The organism is Hymenobacter daeguensis (assembly GCF_054780555.1).
Genome location: NZ_BAAGWC010000005.1, coordinates 177703 through 193754, shown reverse-complemented (window position 1 = coordinate 193754; position 16052 = coordinate 177703). Strand labels below are relative to the sequence as shown.

Here is a 16052-nt window from a genome sequence, read left to right as displayed (position 1 = left end):
CGTGGATACTCCGGCCCCAACTGCTCTGAAAGTGCTGCACGGCACCGTCGTGAAATCTACCGGCTCCTGGTACCTCGTGCGCGGGGCCGAGGATGGCCAACTGCACCGCTGCCGTCTGCGCGGCAAGTTCAAAATCAAAGGCCTGAAAGCCAGCAACCCCCTGGCCGTGGGCGACCACGTCGAATTCACGGTGGAAGCCCAGACGGAGGGCGCGGGCGTTATCGCGCACATTGCGCCGCGCCGCAACTACATCGTGCGCAAATCGGTGCACAAAACCGGCCACGTCCACATCGTGGCCGCCAATCTGGACCAGGCGCTGCTGGTCGTCACGCTGGTGTCGCCGGCCACCTCGTTCGGGTTTATCGACCGGTTTCTGGTCACGGCCGAAGCGTACCACATTCCCGTCACGCTGCTCTTCAACAAGACCGATTTGTACGACGCCGACGGGTTTGAGTACCAGGCGGAAATTGCGGGCATGTACGCCAGCCTGGGCTACCCCAGCCGTACCTGCGCCGCTACCACCGGCGAGGGCGTGGCCGAAATCGACCAGCTGCTGGATGGCAAAGTGAGCCTGCTGGCCGGCCACTCCGGCGTGGGCAAAAGCACGCTCATCAACGCTCTGGTGCCCGACCTCGACCTGAAAACGGCCGAAATCAGCGACTTTTCCGATAAAGGCGTGCACACCACCACCTTTGCCGAGATGCTGGAAGTGCGCCCCGGCACCTTCATCATCGACACGCCCGGCATCAAAGAGCTGGGCCTCGTGGACCTGCCACCCGCTGAGCTGGCCGGATATTTCCCCGAATTTCGCGCCCTGCTGGGCCAGTGCCGCTACCACAACTGCCAGCACACCCACGAGCCCGGCTGCGCCGTGCGCGAAGCCGTGGACCAGGGCCGCATTGCCCTCCCCCGCTACGACAGCTACCTCAGCATGCTGGCCGGCGAGGACAACCGGCATTAACGCCTGCGGCATAATGAGGAATGAGGAATGAGGAATGAGGAATGAGGAATTTCACTGGGATAATTCCTCATTCCTCATTCCTCATTCCTCATTCCTCATTCCTCATTCCTCATTCCTCATTATGCGAAGCGACCTACTTGGCCAGCGGCAGCACCACGCCATCAATAACGTGGGTCACGCCATTGCTTGATATTACGTCGGCAATCTGCACGGTGGCAGGAGCGTCTTTGCCGTTGCTTACCATTACTTTGCCGTCTTTCACCGAGATGTGCAGCTTCTCGCCGTTCACGGTGGTCAGTTCCTGCCCATCCTTGAGGTCAGCCGCTACGAGGCGGCCGGGGATGACGTGGTAGGTAAGCACACCCTTCAGATTGGCTTTGCTGGCCTCATCCATCAGGCCGGCCAACGCGCCCTTGGGCAGCTTATCGAAAGCCGCGTTGGTGGGCGCGAATACGGTGAAGGGACCGGGGCCCTTCAGGGTTTCGACCAGGCCGGCCTGCTTCACGGCGGCCACCAGCGTGCTCACGCTTTTGGCGCCCATGGCATTGTCGATGATGTCTTTGTCAGCCGTCATGGCCACGCCGTCTACCATTACGCCGCCGGGCTTGGCCATGCGGGCCGAGTCGCCGGCCAGCGCAGCAAGCGAATCGGCGGGGTTGACGGTGCTGGCCGTTTCGGTTTCGGTGGTAGCGGGTTTGTCGTTGCCGCAGCTGGCCAACATCAGCGAAGCTGCCAGGGCGACCATCAGGGGAGCGAAGTGCTTTTTCATGAAAAGGGTGTTGTGAAAAAATGGTTTGAAGCGTGTAAGCCGATAGGGCCGTTGCGCTTACGAAGAAACGGCCCGCGGCGGATGTTTCCCACGTCGGCCGGGTTGTTACCTTCGTCCCGCGGAAGCCGATTGGCTTCGCACATCCACCTCATTCATTAAAATCCCCACATTCGTGAAAACTGCCGAAATCCACACCAAAAAGGGCGTTATGAAGGTTGAGTTCTACGAGCAGGACGCTCCGAACACCGTGAAAAACTTCACCGACTTGGCCAAAGAAGGCTACTACGATGGCCTGACCTTCCACCGCGTCATCCCGAATTTCGTGATTCAGGGCGGCTGCCCCAACACCCGCGTGGGCGCTTCGGGCCGCCCCGGCACCGGCGGCCCCGGCTACAAAATCGACTGCGAAACCAGCGGCGGCCACCAGTACCACGAGCGCGGCGTGCTGAGCATGGCCCACGCCGGCAAAAACACCGGTGGCTCGCAGTTCTTCATCGTGCACTCGCGCGACAACACCGCCCACCTCGACCGCGTGCACACCGTTTTCGGCAAAGTGGTAGAAGGCCTGGACGTCATCGACCAGATTAAGGCCGACGACGAGATTGAACGAATCGTGGTGAAGGAGGAATAGAGCCTCGCCTGACACCCTGAACGCAGTGAAGGACCTTACCACGCCAGAACAAGCTGTTCGAGCGTGATAAGGTCCTTCACTGCGTTCAGGGTGTCAGGCTTTACTTCTTCCCGTCCGGCGCCGGGTGCTCGATTTCCTGCACCAGCTGCCCGTACCAGCCCTCGCCGTACTTGCGAATCAGCGGCTCCTTCAGGAACTGATACACTTTCACGCCCAGCTCGGCGCCGAAAGAGCAGGCCGGGTTGCAGATGCCCCACCGGTCGTAGTTCAGCGCATCGAAGCCTTCGTACTTGGTGATGCGAATGGGGTAGAGATGGCAGCTGATGGGCTTTTTGAACGTAGTGGCGCCCGCCAGATAAGCCTGCTCAATGCCGCATTTCAGAATGCCGCGCTCGTCGTAGAGGGCGTAGGCGCACTCTTTGTCGTCGATGGTGGTTGTGCTGTAGTCGCCTTCCCAATCCTTGATGTACAGGCCCTGCGCCTCAATGGCCGCCTGGCCGGCTTCGGTGAGGAAGGGCTTGATGTTGGCGTACTCCTGCTCCAGAATCTTGAGCTCCGGTTCTTCGAGGGGCGCGCCGAGGTCGCCCTCCACGCAGCAGGCCCCTTTGCAGGCTTCGAGGTTGCAGACAAAAAAATGGTCGGCGATGTCGTCGGAGATGACCGTTTCCTGGATAATAATCATTACGCAAAGATAACCCCGGCGGCGGGGGTAGAAATTCCTTTCGCCCCCCGCCCCCCGGGCAGTACCTTTGCAGACCCGCTCAAAAGGCGGCTTATTTCGCTGATGGCCCTAGATTATCTTTCCCTTCTGAACCCGTCGCAAGGCGCTGCGGTGATGCAAACCGATGGCCCGTGCATGATTATTGCCGGGGCCGGCTCGGGCAAAACCCGAGTGCTCACCTATCGCATTGCCCACCTGCTCGAAAAGGGCGTCGACCCGTTCAATATCCTCGCCCTCACCTTCACCAACAAGGCCGCCAAAGAGATGCGCGCCCGCGTGGAAAAGGTAGTGGGTCCCGCCGCCCGCAACCTGTGGATGGGCACCTTCCACTCCGTATTTGCCAAAATTCTCCGTTCCGAGGCCGATAAGATTGGCTTCCCGCGCAGCTTCACCATCTACGATTCGCAGGATTCGAAAACCCTGGTGGGCCAGATTGTGAAGGAGCTGGAGCTGGACGACAAGCTCTACAAGCCGAGCCTGGTGCTGGGCCGGATTTCGGCCGCCAAAAACAAGCTGATTTCCTACAATCAATACCTGAACGACCCGGCCATCAAAGCCGACGATGAAGCGGCGCTGCGGCCCAAAATCGGGGTCATCTATCAGCAGTACCAGCAGCGCTGCTTCAAGGCGGGCGCCATGGATTTCGACGACCTGCTGTTCAACACCAACGTGCTGTTTCGGGACCACGCCGATATTCTGAATAAATACCAGAATATGTTCCGGTTTGTGATGGTGGACGAGTACCAGGACACCAACTATTCGCAGTATTTAATTACGCGCAAGCTGGCGGCTAAAGAGCGGAATATCTGCGTGGTAGGCGACGACGCGCAAAGCATTTACGCTTTCCGCGGCGCGGATATTTCCAACATTCTCAATTTCGAGAAAGATTATCCCGAATTGCAGGTATTTAAACTGGAGCAGAATTACCGCTCCACGAAAAATATTGTGTGGGCGGCTAATTCGGTGATTAAAAACAACCAGGCGCAATTGCGCAAGGACGTTTTTTCGGAGAATGAGGAAGGCGCGCAGATTGAAGTAATTAAAGCCGCTTCTGACAACGAGGAAGGTAAATTGGTGGCCACTTCCATCTTCGAAGACAAGATGAATGGGCATCTTTCCTACGACGATTTTGCCATTCTGTACCGCACCAACGCGCAAAGCCGTGCGATGGAAGAATCGTTGCGGAAATTAAATATCAAATACAAGATTGTTGGCGGCCTGAGCTTTTATCAGCGCAAGGAAATCAAGGATTTGGTGGCCTATTTGCGCCTGACCGTCAACCAGAACGACGAGCAGGCCATTCGCCGGGTAATTAATTACCCGAAGCGTGGCATCGGCGACACGACCATCAGCAAACTCATTACCACCGCCGATGAGGCTAACCACACGCTGTGGGAAGTGGTGGCCAACGCCGACCAGTTTCTGCCGGCGCGCGTGTCGAACCCCGTGGTGGGCTTTGCCGAAAAAATCAAGAGCTACGTGGTGGTAGCGGAAAAGGAAGATGCCTTCGAAGCCGCCAAATTCATCGCCAAGAATTCGGGGATGCTGGAGGAATTGTATGCCGATAAAAGCATCGAAGGGCTCTCGCGCTACGAGAACATTCAGGAATTGCTCAACGGCATCAAGGAATACGTGGACGACCCAGAGCGCGAGGACAAAAGCCTGGGTGCGTTCCTGCAGGATATTGCGCTGGTAACGGACTCCGACCTGAAAGATGCCGCGCAGGAAGGCGAAGCCGTGACGCTGATGACCATTCACTCGGCTAAAGGCCTGGAGTTCCGCAACGTGTACATCGTGGGCATGGAGGAAAACCTGTTTCCCAGCCAGATGATGATTACCTCGCGGGCCGATTTGGAGGAAGAGCGCCGGCTGTTTTACGTGGCCATCACGCGGGCCGAAAAGAAGCTGACGCTGAGCTACGCCACGTCGCGCTACCAGTGGGGCAACCTGCGCAGTTGCGAGAAGAGCCGCTTTCTGGACGAAATCGACCCGCAGTACATCAACTTTAAATTTGCGCCCGGCCCCGGCCCGGCGGGCGAGGGCACCTTCCAGCACGTTTTTGAGCGGCGCTCGAACCTGATTCCGACCGCGCCCCGTAAAGTGCAGGCCACGAAGTACGTCGCGCCGCCCGATTTCAAGCCCTCCGATACCTCCAACCTGCAAACCGGACAGCGCGTGGAGCACGCCAAGTTCGGCTTTGGCGTGGTGAACGCGCTGGAAACCCAGCAGGGCACCACCAAGGCCACTATTCTCTTTGAGGAAGTGGGCGAGAAAGTGCTGCTGCTGAGCTTCGCCAAGCTGCGCGTCCATTAGCGCAACAGCCCGGTGTGTTCTTCCAGCGCGTCGTGCTGAGCTTGTCGCAGCAGCGCTGCCGCTTCGCTGTGGCAGTGGCTAACGGGTTGCGCAGCCGCGCTGCTTCGATAAGCTCAGCATGACGACCTTTTCTACCCTGTGCGTCGCCCAACTGCGTATCTTTGGCCGGAGCCCCGCCCCCGGCGACCTCTCCCCTGTTTTTCTATGACCGATATTAATTCCCTGCCCTTCCACCTGCAGTTGCTGGTGCGCGAATACGGGCACAGCACCTACCAGCTCATTCAGGGCCTCAAGGATATTGAGGATGTGGCCGAGCGCACCAGGCGCGCCACGCAGATTGTGCAGCTGATGCTGCGCCTGCAGCCGACCCTGCGCGATTTGCCCGAAATCCAGACCCGCCTCTGGAACCACCTGCACGCCCTGGCCGGCGAAGACGTTGCGCTGGAAGCGCCGGTGCCGCTGCGCAGCCTCACGGTGCGCACCGAAAAGCCGGCCCGCGTGCCCTACCCGCGCACGGCGCCCAAGCTGCGGGCCTACGGTGCTGCCATCGAAGCCCTTATTGCCAAAGCCCTGACGCTGGAAGATGCCGCCGAGCGCGAGCAAGCCACCGTGCAGATTGGCCGGACGATGAAATTCCTGTACCGCCAGCACAACAAGGAAAACGCGAAGGATGTGACCATCCTGCGGCATTTGAGCGAGCTCTCGGGCGGCCAGCTCCGCCTCGACCCGGCCGTGGTGGATGCGGAAAATCTCTTCGAGATGCCCGCCGGCACGGGCCGTACGCCCGCTTTCATTGTGCCGCAGCCCCAGCAGCGCGAAGGCCGGGACCGGCGCGAAGGCCGCGACAACCGCGACGGCCGGGGCAACGGCTTTGGCAATAAAAACGGCAAAAAGCGCAAGAAAGGCCGCAGCCAGGAGCCGCAGCAGCCGCCGCAGTAACTTTTTATTTTCATTGCTGTCATCCTGAGCGCAGCGAAGGACTTTATCCCTCCCGGGCCGGCGACGAGTCGTCCTGACGCGGTAAGGTCCTTCGCTGCGCTCAGGATGACAGATTTTTAATTTCCATTTACATGGCAGCATTTGAAGTACGCGGCGGCAAAGCGCTACGCGGCGAAATCACGCCCCAGGGCGCTAAAAACGAAGCGCTCCAGATTCTCTGCGCGGTTCTCCTCACTCCCGAGCCCGTTACCATCAGCAATATTCCCGACATCCGCGACGTCAACAAGCTCATCGAGCTGCTGCGCGACATGGGCGTGAAAGTGGGCAAGCTGGCCTCCGATACCTACCGTTTCCAGGCCGAGAATGTCAACCTCGACTACATGGATTCGCCGGAGTTTGTAGCTCAGGCGGGCGCTTTGCGCGGCTCGGTGATGATTCTGGGGCCGATGCTGGGCCGCTACGGCCGCTGCCAGCTGCCCAAGCCGGGCGGCGACAAAATTGGCCGCCGGCCGATGGATACGCACTTTCTGGGCCTCGAAAAGCTCGGCGGCAAGCTCACCCTGGAAGGCACCGATTTCTACCGCATCAAGGTAGACGGCAAGCTGACCGGCACGCACATGCTGCTGGACGAAGCCTCCGTAACGGGCACGGCCAACATCCTGATGGCCGCCGTGCTGGCCGAAGGCACCACCACCATCTACAACGCCGCCTGCGAGCCTTATCTGCAGCAGCTGTGCCGCATGCTGGTACGCATGGGTGCTAATATCCAAGGCATTGGTTCCAACCTGCTCACCATCCAAGGCGTGGAAAGCCTTGGCGGCACCGAGCACCGCATGCTGCCCGACATGATTGAAATCGGTTCCTTCATCGGCCTGGCGGCCATGACGGGTTCCGAAATTACCATCAAAGACTGCCAGATTCCCGAGCTGGGCCTCATTCCGGATACCTTCCGCAAGCTGGGCATTCAGATTGAATTCCGGGGCGACGACATTTACATTCCCGCGCAGGACCACTACGAAATCGCCACCTACCTTGACGGCTCCATTCTCACGGTTTCGGACCATACTTGGCCGGGCTTCACGCCCGATTTGCTGAGCATTGTGCTGGTGGTGGCCTGCCAGGCCAAGGGCACGGTCCTCATCCACCAGAAAATGTTCGAGTCGCGCCTGTTTTTCGTGGACAAGCTCATCGACATGGGCGCGCAGATTATTCTCTGCGACCCGCACCGCGCCACCGTCATCGGCCTCGACCAGCGCACGCGCCTGCGCGGCATCACCATGACGTCGCCCGACATCCGGGCCGGCGTGGCCCTGCTCATTGCCGCCCTTTCGGCCGAAGGCACCAGCACCATCCTCAACGTGGAGCAGATTGACCGGGGCTACCAGCACATCGACGAGCGCCTCACCGCGCTGGGCGCCGATATCCGCCGGGTGTAAGCGGCGGCAAAACAGCTCGACGCAAAAAGAAAGGCCTCCCGCAGTCGCGGGAGGCCTTTCTTTTTGCCAGGGTGTTGGCCTCTAGTCCATCACCAAATCCACAATGGCATTCACCACCGACAGCGCCAGGCTGAACAACAGCGCGTAGAAAAAGCCATCGACTGAAAAGCTGCTCATCAGGTAATCGGCCAGCTTCACGATGATGACGTTGATGACCAGCAGAAAAAGCCCGAGGGTGAGCACGGTGATGGGAAAACCCAGGATTTTCAGTATGGGCTTCACAATGGCGTTCAGGATGCCCAGCACGACCACCAGAATGGCGGCACTGTCGAGGCCGGCGAGCGATACGCCCGGCAGCACCTTGCTGAGGCCGTACACCAATACAGCCGTGAGAATAAACTTGAGAATAAAACCGACCATCGCAACAGGGGGTTGAAGGGTGAGAAAACTATTCCGTTGCCATGCCTTTTGCCGACAAACGTCCCTGAGATACGGCCATCCAGTTACAAAGTTGGTAGAGCAGACGAGCCCCCACGATGGCATTCCACTCGGTGTCGCCGGGCGCTACTTCGTTCAGGTCGCAGCCAATTATCTGAATGCCCTCGCGCACAATGCTGCGCAGCAAGTAGGTGGCTTCTTCAAACTCCAGGCCGCCGGGCACCGGCGTGCCGGTGCCGGAGCACAGCTTGGGGTCCAGCCCGTCGATGTCGAAGCTGATGTAGACTTTCTTGGGCAGCTGAGCAATGATTTTGCCGCACACTTTCTTCCAGGATTTCTTGCCGAATTTCTCGTCGCTCAGAAACCGCTGGCTGAACAGCGCCACCCGGCCGTTGGACTGGTCGATGAGGTCGGCCTCCTGCTGGCAGAAGTCGCGAATGCCCACCTGCACCAGCTTCTTCACCTGCGGCAGCTCCAACGCGTTGTACATGATGCTGGCGTGCGAGTATTTAAAGCCTTCATAAGCCGGGCGCAGGTCGCAATGCGCGTCGAACTGCAGAATGGCGAATTCTTCGTGGCGCTCGGCCAAGGCGTGCAGGTAGCCCAGCGGCGTGCTGTGGTCGCCGCCCAGCACCACCACGCCTTTGCCGGCATCGAGCAGGGCGCCGGTCTTGTCCTTCAGCCACTTCAGCACCTTGTCGCCTTCGGCCGTGATTTTGGCGGGCGCGCCGTCAAATTTCTTTTGGCCGGCTTCGGGCTGGCCTTCTTCCAGCCAGGTAATGTAATCAGCGGCCAGCGGGCGCAGTTCGCGGCTGGCGGCGGCAATGGTTTCGTCTTCCTCTTCCATGGCCAGGCCCAGCTTCCAGGCATTGGGCACGTCGGAGTCATACAAATCCACTTGCAAAGAAGCCTCGCGGATGGCAGCGGGGCCTTCGGCGGTGCCGGCGCGGTAGCTCACGGTCACTTCCCAGGGCACGGGCACTACTACTACCTGGGCTTCCTCGGCGGTGAATGGCAGGCCGAACAGGCCACCGTCGGCATCGCCGGGCGCGTTGGGGTCGAAGGAAGCTATTTTTTGGGCGAGAGCGTCGGCTTTAGACATGGGAGTAGTTGCGGGGAAACTTAAAAGGGAAAAACGAACGAAAAAGGTAAAAAACGCCATGCCGGGCCTGTCGGGGCATCAACAGCGGGAAAGTAATCAGTTACTATCCCTGTTGGGGTGCTTCGACAAGCCCGGCATGACGTTCTCTGGCAATACGCTTTTTAGGCTGACATCTGGCTTCCCAGAAAGTCGTAGCTGCGGATGATGTCGAGAATTTTCACAAACGTCACCCGGTCAAAAAACAGCATCAGCGGCAGTTCCACGGTGTTGTCGCGGTCCGAGAACTGCGTGATAACCGAGAAAATCAGCGGCTGGAGCTGCTGGGCCGGCAGCAGGTTCTGCATGTTCTCGGCAATATCGCCGCGCGGCGCGATGGGCGGTGCCCCGTAGATATTGGCTTTGAGGATGTTGGCCAGCTGCGTTACCAGTGCTCCGGTAATAATGTTGCTGATTTCAAGCAGCAGCGACTCCTGCAGCTCGTTCACTTCCAGCGTTTCCGGAGTTTGCATGCGCAGGCACACCCGCGAAAGGCGCTGCACATGCTGGCCCGAGAAAAACATGAGCGTCGTGCCGTTGAAATCACCGCGAATATCGGACTGAATAGGGACGTGGCGGGACTGATATTCACGCACTTTGCGCAGGATATCGTCGCTCACCAACAAGTCGATGTTGGGCACTTCCAGCAGCACCCGCTCCTGGGCAATCACGGCAAATGAATCGGCGGCGCGGGCCAGACCAATATTCAAAATCTCGCGGATTATATCACGCTCTAAGTCGGTCATCGATAAATCCATAACGTCAAATATAGGGAAAGTACAGCGGCGAGGACTGGGGGTGAAAGAAAGGGAAAGTTACGGGCGTTTGGTAATAAACAGGCGGGTGAGCGCCGGCACGTCGAGTACCAGGCATACCTGCCCGCTGCCCAGCAGGGTAACACCACCAAATAAGTCGATGGTGTCGAGTGGTTTGCTCAGGGGCTTGATGACAATATTTTGCTGACGGATGAAGCGGTCAACGACCAGACCCAATCGGCGGTTGTTGTAGTTGACGACCAGTACCTGCTGGGTGCCCTGCACATCGTCGCGGGTGGCCAAAGGCAGGGCTTCGTCGCCTTCGTCGTTCAGCAGCAGGCGTAGCGGGGCCAGGGGCACCGGCTGGCCCTGCAGGTGCGTAATCAATACGCCCCCCACTACCGAAATCTGGTCCGATTGCAGAGCCAGCACGGTATCCGTGTGCATGAGCGGCACGGCGTAGGGCCGGCTGTCGACTTCTACCAGCAAAGCGCCTTTCACGGCAATGGAGGTAGGCAGCACCAGCGTGAACGTAGTGCCCGTGCCCAGCTCCGATTCCACACGCAGCTGTCCGCCCAGCGAATCCAAGGCCAGCTTCACCACATCCAGCCCCACGCCCCGGCCGGAGATATCCGTAATTTTGGAAGCCATTGAAAACCCAGGCTCAAACAGGAAAGCCCATACCGCCTGCTCGTCGAGCGTGGCTGCAATGCTGGCCGTGGTGAGACCGCGCTCCACGGCCTTGCGGCGCACGGCTTCGGTGTCGATACCCCGCCCATCGTCGCGTACCTGAATGAGTACGTCGTCGCGTTCGGTCAGGGCCGAGAGCGTGAGGTGGCCCACGACCGACTTGCCGGCCTGCAGGCGCTGCTCCTTGGTTTCCAGTCCGTGGCTGACGGCGTTGCGCACCAGGTGCAACAGCGCATCGGTAATGATTTGCAGAATGTTGCGGTCAATCTGCACATCCTGACCACTCAGGGTCAGCTCTACCTCCTTGTCCTCGGCGGTAGCCACGTCCCGCACCACGCGGGGAAATTTATTCAGCAACACCCCTACGCCAACCAGACGGGCATCCATCACGCTGTACTGCAGGTCGTCGGAAATCCGAAACAAGTGTTGCGCAGTGGCAAGCAGCGCCGGGTTGTCCAGCTCCTGCGCCAGGGTCATAATCCGGTCGCGGTCGATGACCAATTCGCCCACCAGATTCAACAGATTGTCAAGCTTTTTGACCTGAATATAAACCAGGTCCGAAAGCTCCATCTTTTTACCGGCTTCCTCTTCGGTTTCAGCAGCCTCGTCCTCTTCAAAAACCGGCTCTTCGCCGCGCACCAATCGGTCCAGGTTTTCAATGAGGGCTTTGGCATCGGGCAGGGGCTGGCTCGCACCGATGGCCCGAATCATGGTGCCCATGGTGTCGACGCCGGTAAACACCACACGCGTCAGGTCGCCGCTAAAAGTGCGCTGCTGGTCCCGAATCAGCCCGAACAGGGTTTCGAGGTGGTGCGCCATCTCGCCCAGGTCCGTGAACCCCATGGCGCGGGCATTGGCCTTGAGGTTGTGCATGAGCCGGAACAGCTCATTGAGCGCAGGCCCGGCATTGGGGTTGCGCTCCAGCTCGCTCAGGTGCCGGCTCATGGAGTCGTAATACTCCAGGGCCTCGGCCATAAACATTTCCCGGTATTCCTGGTCGCGCGTTTTCATTGGCCGGAATCGGGAAAACAGTGTACCTCACTACCCGGCGCACACGCTCCTGCCCCGCCGTGGCCGGCGGGTTGAGCTGCTACATCGGGGCATTGTCGAGTCACGTTACGCGGTTTGTTCGGTGTCGTTTTGCAGGGCAGAACCTACAATTTCCAGCACTTTTTCTTCCGAGAAGGGCTTCACAATGTAAGCCAGGGCGCCATTCTCAATGGCTTCGTTCACAATAACTTCCTGGCCTACCGCACTGCACATCACTACTTTGGCGCTGGGCTGCACCTGCCGCAGGCTCTTGAGCACGTCAAGGCCGGTGTTATCGGGCAGAATCACATCGAGGGTAATCAGGTCGGGTGAGGTGGAGGTTGCCATTTCCACGGCCTGCGCACCATTGGCGGCTTCGCCCACTACTTCATAGCCGGCATCGGTGAGCATGTTCTTGAGCATCGTACGCATGTAAAAAGAGTCGTCAACGATGAGGATGCGCTTATTCATGGAATTGGGGAGAATTTGATTTCAGTAAGTGGCCGATTCTGTGGTCGGGCACGGGTTGTACGGGTGCGCGGCTACTTAGATACGGTTTTACCCGGCAGGCGCATCACCTCACTAGGAGTCAGGAGCTTACGCATATCCAGCACGATGATGATGTTGCCATCGGGCAGCTTGGCGATGCCTTCCAGGTATTTGTCGCGGGTGCCGGCATCCTGCACGAATTCCGGCGCGGGCTCAATCTGGCTCAGGGGCAGGGTAAGGGGCCGCGGCACCTCCCGCACCACCAGGCCAAGTGTGTAGTCGGCGGCCTCTACGGCCACGGTGTAGCTGCGCTCGGGCAAGGGCCGCCCGGCCGGCCGTAGCCGAAAACGCTCCTCCAAATCGAGAATAGCAATGATGTCGCCGCGCAGGTTGGCAATGCCCTTGATAAAGGGCGGGGTCTTGGGCATGCGCGCCACTTCGGGCGTTACCGTCACCTCCTTCACTTGCTCAATGCGAATGCCGTAGTCTTCATCGCCCAGCCGAAAAACAATCAGCTGCACCATCTCGACGGGTTTGGCACGCTCGGCTTTGGACGGCGAAGCCGCCAGTTCAGTATCAGCCATTTAATTTAGTAAGGCTTAGTGCATTATCCGGCCAGATTACCTGGTCAGACTTGACAGGCTATTTGCTTTTGGCTTTCGATTTCGGGGCAGATTCCTTGGCGGGCTGGCCATTGGTTGTCGCTTTGCCCGGACCAGCTTTGACCGCCGACTTGGCCTTCGCCAGCCGCGAAGCAGGCGAGGCTCCCCTTTCGGCATCGGCCGTGGGCCGCGCAGAGCGCTCCGTGCGGGCACTGGCTGCGGGCGCGGCTTCAGGCGCTCCCCGGCGGCGCATGGCTCGTTCGGCATGCCCATTTTCGCTAGCGGGAGCGGCCTCGGGCCGGCCGTTGGCGCTGCGCCGTACGGCACTATTGGCCTGCGCTTGCGGCATAGCCTGCTCATAATCGCGGCGGATGCTGATGCGGCGGCGCACGGGTTCCGGCTCCGGCTCGGGCTCATAGGTGTAGGAGCTGAGCTGGAAGGTTTCGAGACCGGCCTGCAGGTCGTCGGCAATATCGGTGAGGCGCTGCGAGCTGGTGGTCAGCTCCTGCATAGCCGTCGAGAGCTGCTTGGCCGTGCCAGCCACCTGCTGCGTGCCGGTGGCCGTTTGCTCGGCAATGGCCACCACTTCCTCTACGTACTTCACCACATCGCCTATGGATGTTTTCTGCACCTCGGTGGCCGTGAGGATGTCGCGCGAGGTGCGCAGGGTTTCGCCCGAGCTGGTGGCAATGTTCTTAAAGGCCGAGCTGGCTTCAAACGTCGCATTCTTGCCCTTGAGTACCCGGCCTTCCATGGTCGAAATGGCCGTTGCCGCCGAGGTAGTGTCCTTCCGAACGTCTTCTACCAGCGTGGCAATCTCGTTGGCCGACTTGCGGGAGCCTTCGGCCAGCTTGCGGATTTCTTCGGCTACTACGGCAAAGCCCCGGCCGGCTTCCCCGGCGCGGGCGGCCTCAATGGCGGCGTTCAGGGCCAGCAGGTTGGTTTGCGAGGCAATGTCAGTAATTACCCCCAGCGACTTGCTGATTTCGCCCGACCGAGTGCTCAGCACTTCGATGGTGCGGGCCGTCTGACCGGCGGCGCTGGAGATTTCCTCCATGTTTTTCACCACTTCGGCCACCGTTTTCAGGCCCAGTTGCGAAGTTTGCTCACCCAGGATAGCCGATTTGTTCACCACATCGGCCTTGTTGGCGGTTTCTTTGGTGGCCTGCATGATTTCTTCAATCAGCTTAAAGGCCTGGTCCGTTTTCAATGCCTGGTTCTGTGCGCCTTCGGCCATCTGCTGCATGGCCAGGGCCACATCGACAGTCACCCGGCTCATTTCCTGGCCCTTACCGGCCATTTCTTCTGAAGAAGTCCCTACAATCTGCGAGGAGTCATTGATTTCGCCGAGCAGCTCATTCAGGTTTTCCACGGCCAGGTTCAGGGCGTTCGACATGGCGAGGATGTCGCCCGTGGTGGGCACTTCCACGCGCTGCGTCAGGTCGCCCTCGGAGATGGCGCGCACCACGCGGCTCACTTCCAGCACCGGCGAGGCGATGCTTTCAATCAGCGCGTTGAGCGTATCCACCAGCTCTTTCCAGGAGCCCGACACGCCGCCTACCGTGGCGCGCTCGGTGAGCTTGCCCTCTACCCCGGCCACTTTGGCCACGCGGCTTACTTCGGAGGCGAGGCGGTTAAGGTCGTCCACCATGCGGTTGATGGTGTCGGCCAGCTCGGCTACTTCACCTTTGGCTTCGAGGGTCAGCTTCTGGGTGAGGTCGCCTTTCGAAACGGCGGTTACTACTTTCACAATGCCCCGTACCTGCGTGGTGAGGTTGGAGGCCATGTAGTTTACGTTGTCCGTCAGGTCTTTCCACACGCCGGCCACGCTGGGCACGCTGGCCTGACCGCCGAGCTTGCCCTCCGTGCCTACTTCCTGGGCCACGCGGGTTACCTCGCCGGCGAAGAGGTTGAGCGAGTCCACCATCTGGTTCAGGTTGTCCTTCAGGTCCAGCAGCTCGCCGTTGACGTTCACCGAAACCTTCTGGCTGAGGTCGCCGCGCGATACGGCGGTGGCCACGTTGGCAATGTCGCGCACCTGACTGGTCAGGTTGCTGGCCATCGTGTTCACGTTGTCGGTCAGGTCTTTCCAGGTGCCGCGCACGTTGGGCACTTTGGCCTGGCCGCCCAGCTTGCCTTCGGTACCTACCTCGCGGGCCACGCGGGTTACCTCGTCGCCGAAGATGTTGAGCGAGTCCACCATCTCGTTGAGGTTTTCCTTCAGCTGGAGCAGCTCACCGCGCACATTCACCGTAATTTTCTGGCTCAGGTCGCCTTTGGCTACGGCGGTGGCCACGTTGGCAATGTCGCGCATCTGGCTCGTCAGGTTGCTGGCCATCGTGTTCACGTTGTCGGTCAGGTCTTTCCAGGTGCCCGAAACCTTGGGCACGTTGGCCTGGCCACCCAGAATCCCTTCGGTACCCACTTCGCGGGCCACGCGGGTTACCTCACCGGCAAAGATGTTGAGCGAGTCCACCATCTGGTTCAGGTTGTCCTTCAGGTCCAGCAGCTCGCCCTTAACATCGACTGTTACTTTCTGCGAAAGGTCGCCTTTCGATACGGCGGTGGCCACGTTGGCAATGTCGCGCACCTGACTCGTCAGGTTGCTGGCCATCGTGTTCACGTTGTCGGTCAGCTCTTTCCAGGTGCCGCCGACGCGGGGCACCACGGCCTGGCCGCCCAGCTTGCCTTCGGTGCCCACTTCGCGGGCCACGCGGGTTACTTCGTCGCCGAAGATGTTGAGCGAGTCCACCATCTGGTTGAGGATGTTTTTCAGCTCCAGGATTTCGCCCTTCACGTTCACCGTCATCTTCTGGCTCAGGTCGCCGCGCGCTACGGCGGTGGCCACGTTGGCAATGTCGCGCACCTGCGAGGTGAGAGCCGCCGCCATGTCGTTTACGTTATCGGTGAGGGCCTTCCACACGCCGGCTACGTTCGGCACCGAGGCCTGACCGCCGAGCTTGCCCTCCGTGCCTACTTCCTGGGCCACGCGGGTTACCTCGCCGGCGAAGAGGTTGAGCGAGTCCACCATCTGGTTCAGGTTCTGCTTGAGCTGCAGGAACTCGCCCTTTACATCGACGGTAACGGTCTGTGTCAGGTCGCCTTTGGCCACGGCCGTGGCCACGTTGGCAATGTCGCGCA

The 16052-nt window shown here is 59.8% G+C and carries 14 protein-coding genes; 5 read left to right on the top strand and 9 right to left on the bottom strand.

Annotation, left to right across the window (positions count from 1 at the left end):
* The first annotated feature begins 1 nt into the window (after position 1).
* Positions 2-961: a ribosome small subunit-dependent GTPase A gene (rsgA, locus tag ACYVHT_RS08925; RefSeq protein WP_460550182.1), complete on the top strand. Its 960-nt coding sequence runs from the start codon at positions 2-4 to the stop codon at positions 959-961.
* Positions 962-1094: 133 nt separating this feature from the next.
* Here rsgA and ACYVHT_RS08920 read toward each other — a convergent pair whose 3' ends face one another.
* Positions 1095-1730 (bottom strand): fasciclin domain-containing protein, encoded by a 636-nt coding sequence (locus ACYVHT_RS08920; RefSeq protein WP_460550180.1) that lies wholly within the window; start codon positions 1728-1730, stop codon positions 1095-1097.
* A 172-nt stretch (positions 1731-1902) separates the two neighbouring features.
* Between ACYVHT_RS08920 and ACYVHT_RS08915 the strand changes: the two genes are divergently transcribed.
* The gene (locus ACYVHT_RS08915) at positions 1903-2361 is read left to right on the top strand and encodes a peptidylprolyl isomerase (protein WP_460550178.1); all 459 of its coding nucleotides are present in this window, start codon (positions 1903-1905) and stop codon (positions 2359-2361) included.
* A 100-nt stretch (positions 2362-2461) separates the two neighbouring features.
* On the opposite strand, the gene ACYVHT_RS08910 is transcribed toward ACYVHT_RS08915, so the two are convergent.
* Positions 2462-3043 (bottom strand): DUF3109 family protein, encoded by a 582-nt coding sequence (locus ACYVHT_RS08910; protein WP_460550176.1) that lies wholly within the window; start codon positions 3041-3043, stop codon positions 2462-2464.
* Positions 3044-3145: 102 nt separating this feature from the next.
* Between ACYVHT_RS08910 and ACYVHT_RS08905 the strand changes: the two genes are divergently transcribed.
* The 3 genes from ACYVHT_RS08905 to murA all read left to right on the top strand — a co-directional run bounded on the left by ACYVHT_RS08905 (position 3146) and on the right by murA (position 7770).
* Positions 3146-5395, top strand: coding sequence for an ATP-dependent helicase (locus ACYVHT_RS08905; RefSeq protein WP_460550174.1), 2250 nt, complete (start codon positions 3146-3148; stop codon positions 5393-5395).
* Between the two features lie 204 nt (positions 5396-5599).
* Positions 5600-6334 (top strand): DUF4290 domain-containing protein, encoded by a 735-nt coding sequence (locus tag ACYVHT_RS08900; RefSeq protein WP_460550172.1) that lies wholly within the window; start codon positions 5600-5602, stop codon positions 6332-6334.
* A gap of 131 nt (positions 6335-6465) precedes the next feature.
* The gene (gene murA, locus ACYVHT_RS08895) at positions 6466-7770 is read left to right on the top strand and encodes a UDP-N-acetylglucosamine 1-carboxyvinyltransferase (RefSeq protein ID WP_460550170.1); all 1305 of its coding nucleotides are present in this window, start codon (positions 6466-6468) and stop codon (positions 7768-7770) included.
* A gap of 81 nt (positions 7771-7851) precedes the next feature.
* Here murA and ACYVHT_RS08890 read toward each other — a convergent pair whose 3' ends face one another.
* The 7 genes from ACYVHT_RS08890 to ACYVHT_RS08860 form a co-directional block, all read right to left on the bottom strand.
* Positions 7852-8190: a phage holin family protein gene (locus ACYVHT_RS08890; RefSeq protein WP_460550168.1), complete on the bottom strand. Its 339-nt coding sequence runs from the start codon at positions 8188-8190 to the stop codon at positions 7852-7854.
* A gap of 28 nt (positions 8191-8218) precedes the next feature.
* Positions 8219-9310: an agmatinase family protein gene (locus ACYVHT_RS08885; protein WP_460550166.1), complete on the bottom strand. Its 1092-nt coding sequence runs from the start codon at positions 9308-9310 to the stop codon at positions 8219-8221.
* A 161-nt stretch (positions 9311-9471) separates the two neighbouring features.
* Positions 9472-10092: a chemotaxis protein CheC gene (locus ACYVHT_RS08880; RefSeq protein WP_460550164.1), complete on the bottom strand. Its 621-nt coding sequence runs from the start codon at positions 10090-10092 to the stop codon at positions 9472-9474.
* 69 nt (positions 10093-10161) lie between these two features.
* On the bottom strand, positions 10162-11802 hold the full coding sequence (locus ACYVHT_RS08875) for a chemotaxis protein CheA (RefSeq protein ID WP_460550162.1): 1641 nt from the start codon (positions 11800-11802) through the stop codon (positions 10162-10164).
* A gap of 105 nt (positions 11803-11907) precedes the next feature.
* Entirely contained in the window at positions 11908-12291 is a 384-nt protein-coding gene (locus tag ACYVHT_RS08870) for a response regulator (RefSeq protein ID WP_460550160.1), read from the bottom strand.
* 71 nt (positions 12292-12362) lie between these two features.
* The gene (locus tag ACYVHT_RS08865; RefSeq protein WP_460550158.1) at positions 12363-12893 is read right to left on the bottom strand and encodes a chemotaxis protein CheW; all 531 of its coding nucleotides are present in this window, start codon (positions 12891-12893) and stop codon (positions 12363-12365) included.
* A gap of 58 nt (positions 12894-12951) precedes the next feature.
* Positions 12952-16052, bottom strand: a 3101-nt coding sequence (locus ACYVHT_RS08860) for a methyl-accepting chemotaxis protein (protein WP_460550156.1), incomplete at its 5' end; no start/stop codon positions are given.